General features: G+C 34.7%; 14 protein-coding genes. All 14 read left to right on the plus strand.

The annotated features are described in order from the left end of the window. Nucleotides 1-32 precede the first annotated feature (32 nt). Genes B9A91_RS12975 through B9A91_RS13040 form a run of 14 tightly spaced genes read left to right on the plus strand, consistent with a single transcriptional unit; the run spans nucleotide 33 to nucleotide 15,423 of the window. Nucleotides 33-1,487 (plus strand): lipopolysaccharide biosynthesis protein, encoded by a 1,455-nt coding sequence (locus B9A91_RS12975; protein ID WP_084239178.1) that lies wholly within the window; start codon nucleotides 33-35, stop codon nucleotides 1,485-1,487. 11 nt (nucleotides 1,488-1,498) lie between these two features. Further along, complete coding sequence (locus B9A91_RS12980; protein WP_084239180.1) at nucleotides 1,499-2,581, plus strand: DegT/DnrJ/EryC1/StrS family aminotransferase; 1,083 nt, start codon at nucleotides 1,499-1,501, stop codon at nucleotides 2,579-2,581. Nucleotides 2,582-2,585: 4 nt separating this feature from the next. After that, nucleotides 2,586-3,239, plus strand: a complete 654-nt coding sequence (locus tag B9A91_RS12985; RefSeq protein ID WP_084239182.1) for an acetyltransferase — start codon at nucleotides 2,586-2,588, stop codon at nucleotides 3,237-3,239. A gap of 17 nt (nucleotides 3,240-3,256) precedes the next feature. Then, entirely contained in the window at nucleotides 3,257-4,186 is a 930-nt protein-coding gene (locus B9A91_RS12990) for a glycosyltransferase family 2 protein (RefSeq protein WP_084239184.1), read from the plus strand. A gap of 29 nt (nucleotides 4,187-4,215) precedes the next feature. Then, on the plus strand, nucleotides 4,216-4,641 hold the full coding sequence (locus B9A91_RS12995; protein WP_200815638.1) for a serine O-acetyltransferase: 426 nt from the start codon (nucleotides 4,216-4,218) through the stop codon (nucleotides 4,639-4,641). Nucleotides 4,642-4,645: 4 nt separating this feature from the next. After that, nucleotides 4,646-5,848: an oligosaccharide repeat unit polymerase gene (gene wzy, locus B9A91_RS13000; RefSeq protein WP_084239187.1), complete on the plus strand. Its 1,203-nt coding sequence runs from the start codon at nucleotides 4,646-4,648 to the stop codon at nucleotides 5,846-5,848. 1 nt (nucleotide 5,849) lies between these two features. Next, complete coding sequence (locus tag B9A91_RS24535; RefSeq protein ID WP_144008919.1) at nucleotides 5,850-6,386, plus strand: acyltransferase; 537 nt, start codon at nucleotides 5,850-5,852, stop codon at nucleotides 6,384-6,386. Nucleotide 6,387: 1 nt separating this feature from the next. Further along, nucleotides 6,388-8,208, plus strand: a complete 1,821-nt coding sequence (gene asnB / locus B9A91_RS13010) for an asparagine synthase (glutamine-hydrolyzing) (RefSeq protein ID WP_084239191.1) — start codon at nucleotides 6,388-6,390, stop codon at nucleotides 8,206-8,208. After that, nucleotides 8,195-9,265 (plus strand): glycosyltransferase, encoded by a 1,071-nt coding sequence (locus B9A91_RS13015; protein ID WP_159451694.1) that lies wholly within the window; start codon nucleotides 8,195-8,197, stop codon nucleotides 9,263-9,265. The genes asnB (B9A91_RS13010) and B9A91_RS13015 overlap by 14 nt, the downstream gene beginning before the upstream one ends. A gap of 2 nt (nucleotides 9,266-9,267) precedes the next feature. Further along, entirely contained in the window at nucleotides 9,268-10,383 is a 1,116-nt protein-coding gene (locus B9A91_RS13020; RefSeq protein ID WP_159451695.1) for a glycosyltransferase, read from the plus strand. A 6-nt stretch (nucleotides 10,384-10,389) separates the two neighbouring features. Then, nucleotides 10,390-12,354 carry an asparagine synthase (glutamine-hydrolyzing) gene (asnB, locus tag B9A91_RS13025; RefSeq protein WP_084239197.1) on the plus strand — a complete coding sequence of 655 codons (1,965 nt, stop codon included), beginning with the start codon at nucleotides 10,390-10,392 and terminating at the stop codon, nucleotides 12,352-12,354. A gap of 58 nt (nucleotides 12,355-12,412) precedes the next feature. After that, nucleotides 12,413-13,579, plus strand: a complete 1,167-nt coding sequence (locus B9A91_RS13030) for a glycosyltransferase family 4 protein (protein WP_159451696.1) — start codon at nucleotides 12,413-12,415, stop codon at nucleotides 13,577-13,579. Continuing rightward, on the plus strand, nucleotides 13,569-14,474 hold the full coding sequence (locus B9A91_RS13035) for an NAD-dependent epimerase/dehydratase family protein (RefSeq protein WP_235012545.1): 906 nt from the start codon (nucleotides 13,569-13,571) through the stop codon (nucleotides 14,472-14,474). Before B9A91_RS13030 ends, B9A91_RS13035 begins: the two co-directional genes overlap by 11 nt. Before the next feature lie 40 nt (nucleotides 14,475-14,514). Continuing rightward, a complete protein-coding gene (locus B9A91_RS13040) occupies nucleotides 14,515-15,423 on the plus strand; it encodes an MraY family glycosyltransferase (RefSeq protein ID WP_235012546.1) in 909 nt (302 codons plus the stop codon). The last annotated feature ends 1 nt before the right edge of the window (nucleotide 15,424 follow it).

Genomic DNA, 15,424 nt, shown 5'->3' on the forward strand with positions numbered 1-15,424 from the left:
ATTATTCTCATAATTCGATTGTTGTTACATTGATGGGACTTCAGAAGGCCACAATTTCGGGGTTAATTTGGACATTAGCTCAACAATTTAGTGTTCAGATAATTTACTTTATCACTCAAATTATTCTTGCGAGACTGTTGTCTCCTTCTGCTTTCGGCTTAATTGCTATGTTGCAAATTTTTATATCTATCGGGCAAATTTTGATAGATAATGGGATGGCTACTTCATTAATCAGAACTCAAAATGTTGATGAACGGGATTACTCAACCGTTTTTATTATTAACATGGTGTCTAGCGTATTGATTTATATGATCATCTTTATCCTTGCACCTTTTATCGCGTCTTTTTATAATCTTTCTGAATTGACTTTGATTGTAAGGGTTTATACATTGTCGTTCATTATTCAAGCATTGGTCGGTGTCCAAACAACTCAGTTAACGAAAGCGATGAATTTTAAGCTCCAAATGTTAATGCAGGTTCCTTCAGCAATTATTGGAGGAATATCAGGGATAATATTAGCAATAATGGGGTATGGCGTTTGGAGTTTGGTTTGGATGGCGCTTATCCGCACTTTTGTTTTTATGGTGCAGCATTGGTTCTATACAGATTGGAGACCTAAATTAATGTTTGACAAATTAAAATTAAAATATCATTTTGGCTTTGGCTACAAACTTACACTTTCTGGGGTGCTTGATGTGATTTATACTAATTCCTATAATCTTATCATCGGAAAGCTATTTTCAACTACACAGCTTGGATATTATAATCAAGCGGACACATTGAGGATGTTTCCTGTAAACAATATTTCTATGGCATTGAATAAGGTAACCTATCCAATGTTTGCCTCCATTAACAATGACGATGAGAAATTAAAGATTGCATATAAAAAATTAATGACGCAGATTTTATTTTGGATAGTACCATTTATGCTTTTATTAATTGTGATTGCCAGACCTTTGTTTATTTTTTTGATTGGAGAAAAATGGGAACCAGCAGTCCCGTATTTTAGGATACTATGCATTGCTGCTATAGTATACCCACTTCATATTTATAACCTTAATATAATTAATGTTAAAGGAAGAAGTGACCTTTTCTTAAGGTTAGAAGTGATTAAAAAAATTGTTGGGTTATCAGTGATTGGCATTTCACTTTTTTTTGGAATGCCTGGACTTTTGATTGGACAAGTATTGTTTTCATTTGGTGCGGTATACATTAACACCTATTATAGTGGTAAAATGATTAATTATTCGTTAAAAGAGCAAATGAAAGATATTTACCCCATTTTTTTAATCGCGGTATTTACTTTAGTCATTACTTGGGGAGGGTACTTAATATTAGGCAACTATTTTCGTCTGGCAAATTTATTGCAGGTCGTTTTAGTTGGAACGGTTTTTTTTGCAACATACATAGGTGTTTGTTTTTTATATAAAGTTCCTGCTTTGCAAGACTTTAAAAATATTGTGTCTAATAAACCTTTGTTACCTTAATTGAAAATTTTATGATCCCTGTTACCAAACCTTTTTTGCCACCTAAAGAAGATTACGAAAAATATTTAAAAGGTATATGGCACCGTCGATGGCTAACCAATATGGGGCCATTGGCTAGTGAGTTGGAGATGAAACTAAAGGATCATTTGTGCATCGATCATTTGTTGTTTGTAACAAATGGTACGGTCGCTTTGCAGATGGCCATTAAAGCCCTTGATTTAAAAGGAGAGATTATAACTACTCCATTTTCTTTTATTGCGACGACAAGCAGCATTGTATGGGAAGGTTGTACTCCTATATTTGCAGATATTGATAAGGATACATTAAATATCGACGTGAAGAAAATCGAAGAAGTTATTACAGAAAGAACAACAGCGATTTTAGCAACTCATGTTTACGGTAATCCTTGTGATGTATTGGGAATTCAGAAGATTGCTGATAAATACAATTTGAAAGTGATTTATGATGGTGCTCATGCCTTTGGAGTTAAAGTTGAAGGTAAGTCAGTTTTTGAGTACGGAGATATAACGACCTGTAGTTTGCATGCTACCAAACTTTATCATTCAGTAGAAGGTGGGTTGATGATTACGCAGAATGCGGCTGTTTTAAAGAAATTAGCCTACATAAGGAATTTTGGGTTTAATGGGCCGGAAGCTTTTGCAGAACTGGGCCTGAATGGGAAAAATTCTGAATTTCACGCGGCAATGGGATTAGCAAACTTGGATCATATAGAAAGTATTCATACCAATCGAAAGTTGATTTGCGAGCACTACGATAAAAAGCTTAAGAATTTCAAAGGTGTTAAACCTGTGTGGAATAGTTTTGCGACTATGAATTATGCTTATTACCCAATAGTTGTAGAAGATGAAAGCCTGCTTTATAAATGCATCGAGATTTTAAAACTTAATGAAATTTTTATAAGACGATATTTTTATCCTTCACTTTCCACAGTTTTGCCTTATGTAGAATCCGTTGAAATGCCAATTACTGAGGATATTGCCAGAAGGGTTATGTGTTTGCCGTTGTATCATGATTTGAGCCTTGAAGAAGTTGATTTAATTTGTAGGTTATTGTTAAGGACACAAAATAATTAAATGTATGTTAATTGTAGGAGCGAGTGGATTTGCTAAAGAAATATTGCAGATATTTCATGATACAAATAATCTTTCTGATTTGGCTTTTTATGATGACATAAATGCTAACCAATCGGTCTTTGAAAGATTTCAGGTTTTAAAAAATGAGTTGGAGGTAAAAGCATATTTTGAAGCACATGGACCCGAATTTACACTTGGTCTTGGTAATCCTCAGTTGAGAAATAAGTTGTATATTAAATTTAAAGAACTTGGAGGGAAATTCAGCTCGGCTATTAGCCCATTTGCAAGAATCGGGAACTACAATGTGACATTAGGTATTGGTACAAATGTACTTAGTGGTGCTACCTTTTCTAATAGTACCAAGATTGGAATAGGGGGAATAGTATATTATAATGTTGTTGTTACTCATGACTGTATTATTGGCGACTTTGTTGAATTGTCACCAAATGTCCAGCTTCTTGGCCGGTGTGAAATCGGTAGTTTTACTCAAGTAGGATCCAATGTGGTTGTATTGCCTGACGTTAAGATTGGCACTAACGTAATCATCGGGGCGGGGGCGGTTGTGACGAAAAATGTACCGGACAATTGTTTAGTTGTGGGTGTGCCGGCGAAAGTCATTAAATATCTTGAACCATTGAATCTTGCCAAACTGTTTTAAACTATAAAAATAAAAATATGACGTCTTCTGGGCCGAAAGTTTCCATTTGTATTGTTACTTACAATCAGGAAAAATATGTTGAAAAGTGTATCGATAGCGTGCTGGCTCAAATTGTAAATTTTGAATATGAGATAATAATAGCAGATGATTGTTCGACTGATGAGACAAAAAATATCCTAAGCAGGTATTCTTCTGCCCATTCAGATAAGATAAAGTTTGTTTCGCACGAGCAAAATATCGGACCATTTCGGAATTTTGTTTTTGCGCATACTGAGGCACGGGGTGACTATGTAGTCCACCTTGATGGTGATGATTATACTTTGCCGGGAAAATTACAAGCTCAAGCGGATTATCTCGATGAAAATCCAGATTGTGCTATCGTATGGCACAGAATGAATTCAATAGATCAGAGTAGTGGATTCATGTATGAAGATAATTATGTTGAAAATGGAATAGTTTACAAAAAAATAGATATTGTAGATTTAATATCTAATATAACTATTGGTTTTAATAGTTCCAAGATGTATAGACGCGATTATGAGCATCGAGACTGGCTGGATTATTATGAATTGGATTTTCCGTTTAATGTTTTAAAAGTTATAAATAAAAAGAAGTATGCGGCTTTTGTTTCTGATGCTGTTTACGGCGTATATCGAAGTAATATTGGAATAAGTTTTACTCATAACTATGAAATTAAGATTAAAATTTATAAATGGCTGTTAAGATATTATAAGGATAAATTGATTGATAAATCGCAAATAAATGCCAAAATAGCTTTGTTGCTATTGAGTGATTTAAAGCATCGTCAAAGAACAGTATTTTATGGTGTCTATGCATTTTTAAGTACTTGTATGAGTTTTAAGATACAATCTCTTCGATTAATTCATTCGAAAAGGATCAATATTCTTACTAAGTTTAAAAAAGTTGATAAAGACCTTTATTTATGATTTATTCTATATTTAATCATTTGGAACAGATGAAGCTATTGCTGCTTCTGGGTCAGAAAAGTTTAAAAATTCCTATGGTCGGTAATTTTTTTTCTGTTGGATTTGAATATTTAATCAGAATTTTTTTTGCCAGTGACATTTCATGTAAGGCAACAATTCCTAGGAATGTAACTTTTGTTCATGGTCATGATATTGTTATTGGAAGTGAAGTCATAATAGGAAACAATTGTAAAATATTCAATGGTGTGACTTTAGGAAATAAAGATACCGAGAGTGGTTTAAACAGCCATCCAACTATTGGTGATAATTGTGTAATCTCAACGGGTGCCAAAGTAATGGGAAATATTCGGGTAGGAAATAATTGTATCATAGGAGCGAACTCTGTTCTGTTTATTGATGTTCCAGATAATTCCATTGCTGTAGGGGTACCTGCCAGGATTTTAAGAAAGGATTAACTGAATGACGACGGCAGATGCATATAACAGTATAAAAAAGTGGTGGTATCTGCCCTTCTTAGCCTATGTAATACCGAATATATTTATGGCCGGTTTTACCTCAGTTATTGACCTGCTATTTGTAGACAATATTCCTCTACCACTAACTGCGAGTTATTGGCAAATAGGTATTTCCTTGATTTTAGTGCTTCTGTCTTTTTATTTCATAAAGTATGTATCGTTAACGTTTAATAAAATTGGATTTGCTTATAGGGATTCTGCCCCAAGTAGTTACTTAGGAGTAGTTATCTTTATATTGCAGTTTTTTCAATTGATTGTACTAATCATTTTTGATTTTGGAAGAGTTGGAGGCGTTTCAACATCTAGTAATTATTTAGTTTTACTGGCTAGCTATATACCTTCAGATACACTTTTCTTAGTTTATTATGGTCACCATAGGAAAAATGGAGTTCCTTGGTTTAACCTTGCTGTCTATTTAATTACGTCTATATTACAAGGTTGGACGGGTATTTGGTTGATATTGTTTTTTATAGAATTTTACCATCAGCTAAATGTGATACCCTTTAAGAGAGTCGTAAGAAGAGGTTTATTGGTAATAATTGTGTTGGCGTTGCTTTACCCCGTAATAGATAAATATAAATATATATTGCGAGGAGGAGAAGACTTTCAGGCTCATACAGCACTTGAGTCAGCAGGTGCATTGATGAATAGGTTACAGCAAGTGTCCGGTGTTATTTTAATATATCAAGAGCAGGCCCAGTTAAGTCGGGCCTTAAATGATAATGAAATAATACCCTTCTATTTAGATAATAGATTAGGGCTTTTGTTTTCTTATTCAGCGCAAAGGGTAAGTATGCAAAAGTATCTTACGACTAATTATTTAATTGACAGAGATTTATTTAGCAGAGACACTGATATTGACGCACTTGGATGGTATACAAATGTTGGAATAGCAGGTTGGTTTCTAGTATTGAGTCCGATTGAGAATGTCTTTTATATTTTTTTTATCATTTTAATAATAGTAGTGCCATTTTTAATTAATCATTATTTTTTAAAAAGTAAGGAGATTATACCTGTAATCCAGACTTTAACTATTATTTATGCATTTCATGGGTGGTTTAGTGTTCAATTAGGGTTTATATCGGGTGTTATTTTGTATGTTATGTTATACAATTTATTTATTAAAAGGGTAACAAATAGCTATTAATATGAAGGAATTTTTAAATAAAGTGTTTGATTTGGTCCTTTTTTTTACAAAAGGAGGAGTGGTGTATGCCAGAAGAAAGGGAGTTAAGGTTGGTAAAAATTGTAGGATTTATACTACGAATTTTGGAACAGAGCCTTGGCTGATTGAAATCGGTGAAAAGGTTACCGTGACATCAGGAGTTATAATTTTAACTCATGATGGATCAACATGGCTGTTTAATGATCAAAAGGGTAGACGATATTCTTACAAGAAAGTATTGATAGGGAATAATGTATTCATAGGTGTAAATAGCATAATATTACCTGGAGTCAAAATTGATGACAATGTAGTAATAGCAGCAGGAAGTGTTGTTACTAAATCCGTGCCATCAGGAGTTCTAATTGGCGGAAATCCGGCGAAAATAATCGGGAGCTATGATGAATACAAAAAGCGGGCTTTAGAAAGTTATACTTCAGATGACGATCTGGACAAAAATCTTAACTATAAAGAAAGAATAGATAAAATTATTGATAGTGATTTTAAGAAATATTTAGATTAGTATGTGTGGAATTTATGTGAGCAATATTGTCGAAAATGCTAGTGAGGCAAAATCTAAATTGGAACAGATTAAATTTAGGGGGCCTGATTGTACTGGAATACTTGAAGTTGGTAATATTGTTTTTGGGCACCTCAGATTAGCAATTTTGGATCTGGATGTCAGATCTAATCAACCATTTGTTCACGACAATCTGATTATTGTTTTTAATGGCGAGATATATAACTACCTGGATATTAAAAAAGAGTTGGTCGCTTGCGGGTATTCATTTCATACCAATAGTGATACAGAGGTATTGATTATTGCTTATCAAGAATGGGGGGTAGGTTGTCTCGACAAGCTTAATGGTATGTTTGCTTTCTCTATTTACAATAAGCAGACTAACACACTATTTGTGGCGAGGGATAGACTGGGTGTAAAACCACTTTATTATTCGTGGGATAACGGGAAGATTGAGATTTGCAGCCAATTAAGGCCCATCGCGGATGAAAAAACAATTAATGCTTCGGCTGTGAGTATGTTCTTGGAATTGACCTATATTCCGAGTCCATTTACTATATATAATGAAGTCAAGAAATTACCTCCCGGTAATTACATGTATGTCGATTTGAATAGTAATGAGCTGACAATTAGTGAGTATTGGAATTTGAAGAAAGTTCAACTCGTAAATATTTCTTATGATGAAGCGAAAACTGAATTAAAGAAACTATTAGCTGATGCAGTTAAAATAAGATTACAATCTGATGTTCCAATTGGTACTTTTTTATCTGGAGGTATAGATTCTGCTCTTGTGACGAGTATTGCATCTTCTGTTGCTGGGAATACCGTAAATACTTATTCGATTGGCTTTGATGAGTCTAAATATGATGAAAGTAGACTTGCAGAAACTTATAGTAGTATTTTAGGTACAAACCATACAACGATAAAATGTACACCTGAAGATGTTATTAAACATATACCTCAGCTGATAGGTGTGTACGATGAACCGTTTGCTGACAGTTCCGCGCTTCCTTCAATATTATTGGCCTCTATTACAAGACAACATGTTACCGTCGCCTTATCGGGTGATGGCGGAGATGAAAGCTTTATAGGATACAATTATTTTGAATGGATAAGAAAATTCGCGTATTTCTTGAAGATCCCGGGATTTATGAGAGGTATTTTAGGTGCAAGAATTATTGGCAAGATATTTCCAAAAGCTGCTAAATACACAGAACTGTTATCAATCAGCACTATTCATGAATTTATTCTGGAAATCTTCCGAGGATTTAATTCGATTACTTTGGTGAGAGAAGATTCTTGGTTTAAACATTATGCTAAGTATTTCCAGTTGAGCAATGATGTTTATCAGAATGCGGCAGACTTAAATATAAAGCTATGGCTGGAAAACGACAGTAATGTGAAGGTGGACAGAGCAAGTATGGCTTCTTCAATTGAAGTTAGAAGTCCTTTTTTAGATTATAGAATAATTGAATTTGCCAGAAGTCTTCCAATTTCTTTTCGGTATAGGAAAGGGGTTAGAAAGAAAATATTAAGAGATCTTTTAAAGGAATATATTGCGGAAGATATATTTACTGCACCTAAAAAAGGATTTGCGATTCCGATTTCATCTTGGATACGTAATGAACTTCGGGAAGAATTCATGCAAACACTTTCTGATGAATTCCTCCGAACAGTTCCTAATCTAAACGTAAAAAAGTTTAAAATGATGATTGATGCTCATCTTAATGGTACCAGAGATTATTCGTCCTATATTTGGAGAGTATACGTATTGGCAAAATGGTATGAGGAGTTTGGTTTCTATCAAGGGCATGAAAAGAAATAAAATTCTGATAATTGTTCCAAGTCTAAAGGCTGGAGGAGCGGAGCGGGTATTGTCTTTCTTGTCTAAAGAAGTTGATAAAGTTAAATTTGACGTATTATTGGTCGTAGTGGGATTTGAAAAAGACGCGACTTATGAAACGGGTCCGAATGTGGTTTTTTTGAAAGAAGAGAGACTACTTTTTGCTATTCCCAAACTGGTAAATGCGATATTTAGATTTAAACCCAGGATTATCGTTGGGTCAATAGTGCATGTTAATATATTTCTCGGGTTGTTGAAGGTGTTTTTGAGAGGCAAAAAGATAGTTATAAGAGAAGCCAGTGTGATATCAAAAATGAGTAAGTATACTTCTCATCGCTTAATTTTTAATCCAAATCTAATCAGATGGATTTATGGGAAGGCAGATATGATCATCTGTCAATCTTATGATATGTATAATGATTTTAGAAATCACTATGGTATCCAAGGTAAAAGATTGACTGTAATTAACAATCCGATTACTCAGGCAAATTCTTCTACAAAAAAAACGTTTGTTAAGAAAAACGTGCCACCAGTTAAATTTATAACTATAGGTCGGTTAAGTGAAGAGAAAGGGCATATAAGGATTTTAAACCAGCTTGCGAAAATTACTTTTGAATTTGAGTATACAATTATTGGCGAAGGTCCTCTGAAGGATAGCATTTTTGAGATTGTTCATCGTTTTGGGCTAAGCGATAAAGTTAAATACATCCCACATACTCATGATGTAATAGGACAACTTGAAAATCATCACTTGTTTTTACAAGGGTCGTTTGTTGAAGGTTTTCCGAATAGTTTACTTGAAAGTTGTGTTTCGGGAACTCCTGTACTGGCGTATTCTGCTCCAGGTGGTACGAATGAAATTATTGAAGAAGCAGTTAATGGCTATATGGTAGATGATGATGAAGCGTATTTCAGGATTTTAAATAATCCAGATGCTTACGTTCACTTGGATAGACTGAAAATAATAGAATCTGTTGATGTCAAATTTTCTCCCGAAAGAATTTTGTCACAATATGAACGCCTTTTTGAAGAGATATGATAATGCACATTATTACTTCTCTCGGCGTAGGTGGCGCGGAGACTATGCTTAGTAAAATTGTACTTGGAAGAAAAAAACAAGGTTTAGACGACGTTGTGATCTGTTTAACCGCAAGAGACAAAATAGGAGATTTGTTAGTGTCAAATAATGTCCAAGTTTATTATTTAAACATGAACTCATTTTCGACTTCAGTTAAAGCTTTATTTTTATTAAATAAATTGTTAAAAGAATATAGTCCGGAGATTGTTCAGACTTGGCTCTATCACGCCGATTTTATTGGTGGAATCATTGCTAAGCTTCGTAAAATAAAGGTTGTCTGGAATATCAGGCAAACTAAATTTACTTCGCTCGCTTCCTTTACAACCATAATCATAATGAGGTTGTGTGCTGTATTATCTTATTTTGTACCGAGCAAGATTGTTTGCGCAGCGAATGCTTCCTTGCAACAGCATGCTAAATTTGGATATTCGAGGAAGAAGCTAGTTGTTATTCCTAATGGATTTGTAGCGGCTGAGGATATCGATTCAAAGATATTGAACGAGCTGAAAACTGAACTAAATATTGACACAGGAACTTTAATTGTTGGAACTGTGGGTAGATTTCATCATGATAAAGATTATCTCACCTTTATTAAGGCAGCTGCTATCGTTGTCAGGGAAAAACCTTTTACTAAATTTTTAATGGTCGGTAAAAATTTGGATGTAAATAATAAAACATTAATGGAGTGGATTAGCGCTGAGCACCTCGTATCAAATTTTATACTGATTGGAGAGACAAGAAATGTTAATTTATATCTATCTATTTTAGACGTATTTTGCTTGTCGTCAATTTCGGAGGGGTTTCCTAATGTTGTTGGGGAGGCAATGCTAAAAGGTGTGCCTTGCGTGGTTACAGATAGTGGCGATTCAAAGTTCGTTGTCGGGGATACGGGGACAGTTGTAATGATTAAAAACCCAGAACTTCTCGCCATTGAATTGATTAGATTTCTTGAAATGAGCAATATCGATAGAATTTCATTAGGTCAAGAGGCAAAAATGAGAATAATGCAAAATTTTATGATAGATGAGATTGTTGCGGAATATTCATTATTATATAATCATCTCTCAAATAATAAATAACTAAGTATGTGTGGCATAGCAGGCTTCTTAACTAAAGAGAAAAATATAAATTTTGACAAGCAACTTCTTTCTATGGGAGAAGCTATTAAATACAGGGGACCGGATGATTTTGGTGTATGGTTTGATGAAAATAACGGAATCGGATTGTCGCACAGGAGATTGTCTATTTTGGATTTATCACCTTTGGGACATCAACCGATGCTATCTGAGTCAAGAAGATACGTGATGATCTTTAACGGAGAAATTTATAACCACTTGGATTTACGAAAAGAGCTTTCAAATCGCTTTTTGGAGATTAAGTGGCGAGGGTATTCTGACACTGAAACAGTTTTAAAATCGATTGATCTGATCGGTATTGAAAGTACTGTCAACTCCTTAATCGGGATGTTTGCCATTGCTCTGTGGGATAGAGAAAATGCGCTACTTTATCTGATACGAGATAGAATTGGAGAAAAACCACTTTATTATGGGTGGCAAGGTGATACATTTCTGTTCGGATCTGAGCTTAAAGCCTTGAAAACTCATACGGCATTTAACGGCGAAATTGATAAAGATGCGTTGTCGTTATATTTCAGGTATAACTATGTGCCTTCACCTTATTCGATTTATAAAGGTGTAAGTAAATTAACTCCTGGTTCCATATTAACAGTTTCATTAAACAAACCCATGCCATCGGTTATTAAATATTGGGATCTAAAGGCGGTTATTTCTGAAAATAATGATGAACGACTGCAAAATAATCTTCAACCGGATGAGTTGCCCCAGAAATTAGACGATTTATTACAGGATGCGATAAAAAGACAAATGATGTCGGACGTTCCATTGGGTGCTTTTCTTTCCGGGGGAATTGATTCGAGTACTATTGTTGGAATAATGCAGTCGCAGTCATCGCAGCCAATTAAAACTTTTACAATTGGCTTTGATGAAAAAAAATACAACGAAGCCGTACATGCAAAAAATATAGCGGAATATTTAAAAACGGACCATACGGAACTTTATGTACAGGCAAAAGATACTTTGGCTGTTATTCCCAAGTTACCGACAATGTATGACGAGCCATTTGCGGACTCTTCGCAAATCCCCACTTACTTAATAACGAAATTAGCTAAGCGTAATGTTACGGTTTCACTTTCAGGAGACGCTGGAGATGAGTTGTTTGGGGGATATAATAGATATATCATTGCCAATCATACATGGTCAAAAATTTCGGGTTTACCTTTAGCGGTTAGAAAGCTGATAGCAACAACTATGCATGGAATTTCTCCCGGAGCCTGGAACGAAGCGTATGCCCTTTTTAAAGGTGTCATACCAAAAAAACATAGAATGATGAACTTCGGAGATAAGATGCATAAGTCCTCACGGGTACTTGCGAGTATGAACCTGGAAGAACTGTATAATACATTAACTACACAGTGGTCTGGCGAAGATAATGTGGTATTGGGAGCCGGTTTATTGCCGACAGCCAATCTGCAACAGTTTGGTGATTTATCGAATATCGAAAGTATGATGGGATTGGACATGTTGACTTATCTTCCGGATGATGTCCTTGTAAAAGTAGACCGTGCCGCAATGGCTAATTCTTTGGAGACAAGAGTGCCGTTTTTAGATCATCGCATTGTTGAATTCGCCTGGCAAGTACCATTAAATTACAAATTGAAAGATGGTATGGGAAAATGGTTATTAAGAGAGGTTCTTTATAAGTATGTTCCAAAGGAGTTGATTGAACGCCCAAAAATGGGATTTAGCATACCAATAGATTCCTGGTTAAGAGGGCCACTTAAGGATTGGGCGGAGGATTTATTAGATGAGGGGAAAATGATACAAGAAGGTATATTAAATGTTAAACCAATTAGGACGAAATGGATTGAACATTTAAGTGGTAAGCGAAATTGGCAGCATCATTTATGGACAGTATTGATGTTTCAAGCTTGGTACAGAGATGAAGATAATGTTATAAAGCGAAGTTCGTAAATTGCCTCATTGTTTAATCAAAAAAATATCATCATTTTTCAAAAAACCTATTTTAGCTTTGAAAAGAAATAAAATTTTTAGAATAGCTACAAGTTCGCATTCGTTTAGAGCTACGCTAAAAGGACAGTTTAAGTACATTAAGGAAAAGGGCTTTGATTACATTTTAATATGTACAAAAGATGATTTAATCGATGACGTCGCTGTAGAAGAAGAAGCAAAATATCTTCCGCTAACTCTTACCCGAAAGATAACCCCTCTCAATGATCTTAAGGCGTTATTTGTGTTGATATTTTATATTTTAAAGGAAAAACCAGAGATTGTTCATACCCATTCTCCAAAGGCAGGGCTAATTGGCATGTTGGCTGCATTCATTTGTAGAGTGCCTAAGAGAATTCATACAGTTGCCGGACTTCCTCTAGTTGAAAAAACGGGTGTTGTTAAAAAGATTCTAATAATGTGTGAGAAAATCACTTATTTATGTTCCTCTGTAATATTTTTTAATTCTCGAGTACAAGCTGATTATGTATTGAAGGAAGGTTGGGTATCAAAAAGCAAAAGTAAAGTTATAGGTGAAGGAAGTAGTAACGGAATTGATTTGTCCTATTTTGATCCCGGAGCTTTAGATGAACAGAAATTGGCTCCTATAAAAAAACAATATGAACTGTCAGATAATGATTTTGTTATCTGCTATATAGGCAGAATGGCCAGTGCAAAAGGTATAAATGAACTCGTTAAGTCCTTCGTTGATTTAGAAAAAAGATATGATAATCTGAAGTTAATACTTGTTGGTGAAGAAGAACCAAAAGAACCTTTGGAGCCAAAAATTTACGAAACGATTAGTAATGATGATAATATTATAAGAATTGATCATCAAAAAGACATAAGACCTTATTTATCACTCTCTGACATTTTTATCTTGCCCAGCTATAGAGAGGGGTTTCCTCAGGTAATCATGCAGGCCTGTGCAATGAAATGTTGTATAATTTGTACTGATATTAATGGATGCAATGAAATGATTAAACATAATTTTAACGGTCTTTTAATCGCACCAAAGTCAGTTCAGGAAATAAACATTGCCGTTGAGAAATTGATTGATAATCCTGATTTAAGGAGCCGTTTTAAAGGGCGCGCGCGCAGCTACATCGAGGAGAATTTTAGCCAGCAAGAGTTTTGGAATAAATTATCTATGTTTTATCTTAACGATCTGACCTCAAATGGTGATTAAAAATATATTGCTGACCGGCTCAAGTGGCTTCTTAGGTAAATACATTTATACACAGCTTAAAACTCAATTCGAGTTGGATACATTAGGCAGAAATAAAATTGATGATGTTTGTTTTGATTTTTCCAATGATAATTTGTGTATCGGTAAGCCATATGATCTCGTTATTCATTGTGCAGGAAAGGCACACGTAGTTCCTAAAACTGATAATGAGAAAAGAGCTTTTTTTGAAATGAATGTCCAGGGAACACAGTTTTTATTAAATGGATTAGAAAAACATATTCCGCCCAAAGCTCTTGTTTTTGTTAGCTCGGTTGCGGTTTATGGTAGGGAATTTGGAAATCTGATAAATGAAGAATGTGAACTACTTGCCGTAGACCCCTACGGGTTGAGTAAAGTGCAAGCAGAAAATTTAATTCTAAATTGGTGTGAGAAGCATAATGTGATTTGTACTATTCTCAGGTTACCACTTGTTGTCGGGACAAATCCACCGGGTAATCTTGAGGCTATGATAAAGGGAATATCTAAAGGGTATTATTTTGATATTGCCGGTGGTACCGCACGTAAGAGCATGGTGCTGGCAAAAGATGTTGCGGGTATAATCCCTAAGGTAGCTTCAATAGGAGGAATTTACAACTTAACAGATGGAAAGCATCCTAGTTTTTCAGAGTTGTCCTTATATATTTCAGGTCGGCTAGGTAAATCGAAACCGTTCAATATACCTGCTTGGATAGCAAGAACTGTAGCTTACGCTGGAGATCTTTTAGGTAGCCGTTCACCTTTTAATTCAGGTGTTTTTACTAAAATTACAAAGAATCTTACTTTTGATGATAAGAAGGCAGTAAATGCATTTGGTTGGAGCCCTAGCTCAGTATTAAGTGATTTTAAAATTAATTAACATGCAATATTTCCTTTATACTTTCTTGATGTTCGTCTTCATGATCAGTTATTTTAAGGTAGCCGACCATTACAATATTATTGATAAGCCTAACGAAAGAAGTTCTCATACAGAAGTAACCATCAGAGGCGGTGGGATTGTGCTTTTAGTGTCTTCAATCTTAAGCTTGATTATGCATCTTTCTTTTTGGATGCCAATAGTTGGAATGCTGATCATTGGGGTGATAAGTTTTATTGATGACAGGATCACTTTGTCAAATAAAATCCGGCTCCTTTTTCACTTAGCTGCAGTAACCTTGCTTTTCATTTCCACTAACGTATTTCAGCTTTATTCGTGGTATATCTGCATTGCGCTATATATAGTGTGTATCGGGATTATCAATGCCTACAATTTTATGGATGGCATTAATGGAATCACCGGGTTGTACAGCCTGGTAATATTATTTGGCCTTCAATATGTTAATCATTATATAACTCCTTTCATCGAGCCAGATTTGATTTGGCTGCCTATTCTGGCAACTTTAGTTTTTCTATTTTTCAATCTCAGAAAAAAAGCAAAATGCTTCGCTGGAGATGTGGGAAGTATAAGTATTGCATTTTGGATTTCCTTTTTGATTTTGAAATTAGTCGTTCAAACAGATAATTACATTTATATTTTATTTTTAGCTGTATACGGAGTGGATGCGACACTCACTATTATTCATCGTCTAATATTAAAACAAAATATTTTTAAAGCGCATAGGCTACACTTTTATCAAATTCTTGCAAATGATCAAAAATGGCCACATTTGCTGGTTTCCGCTTCTTATGCCATAATCCAGGCTACAATCATTGGATTAATTATTTTTGTCCCCTTTGGCTTTTCCTATCTTTTTTTCCTAACTACCATGCCATTAGCTGTATGCTACATTTCTTTTAAAGGCAAGTTGATGAAGAAATCAGAATTTTAGA

Source organism: Pedobacter africanus (genome assembly GCF_900176535.1).
GTDB classification, from domain to species: domain Bacteria; phylum Bacteroidota; class Bacteroidia; order Sphingobacteriales; family Sphingobacteriaceae; genus Pedobacter; species Pedobacter africanus.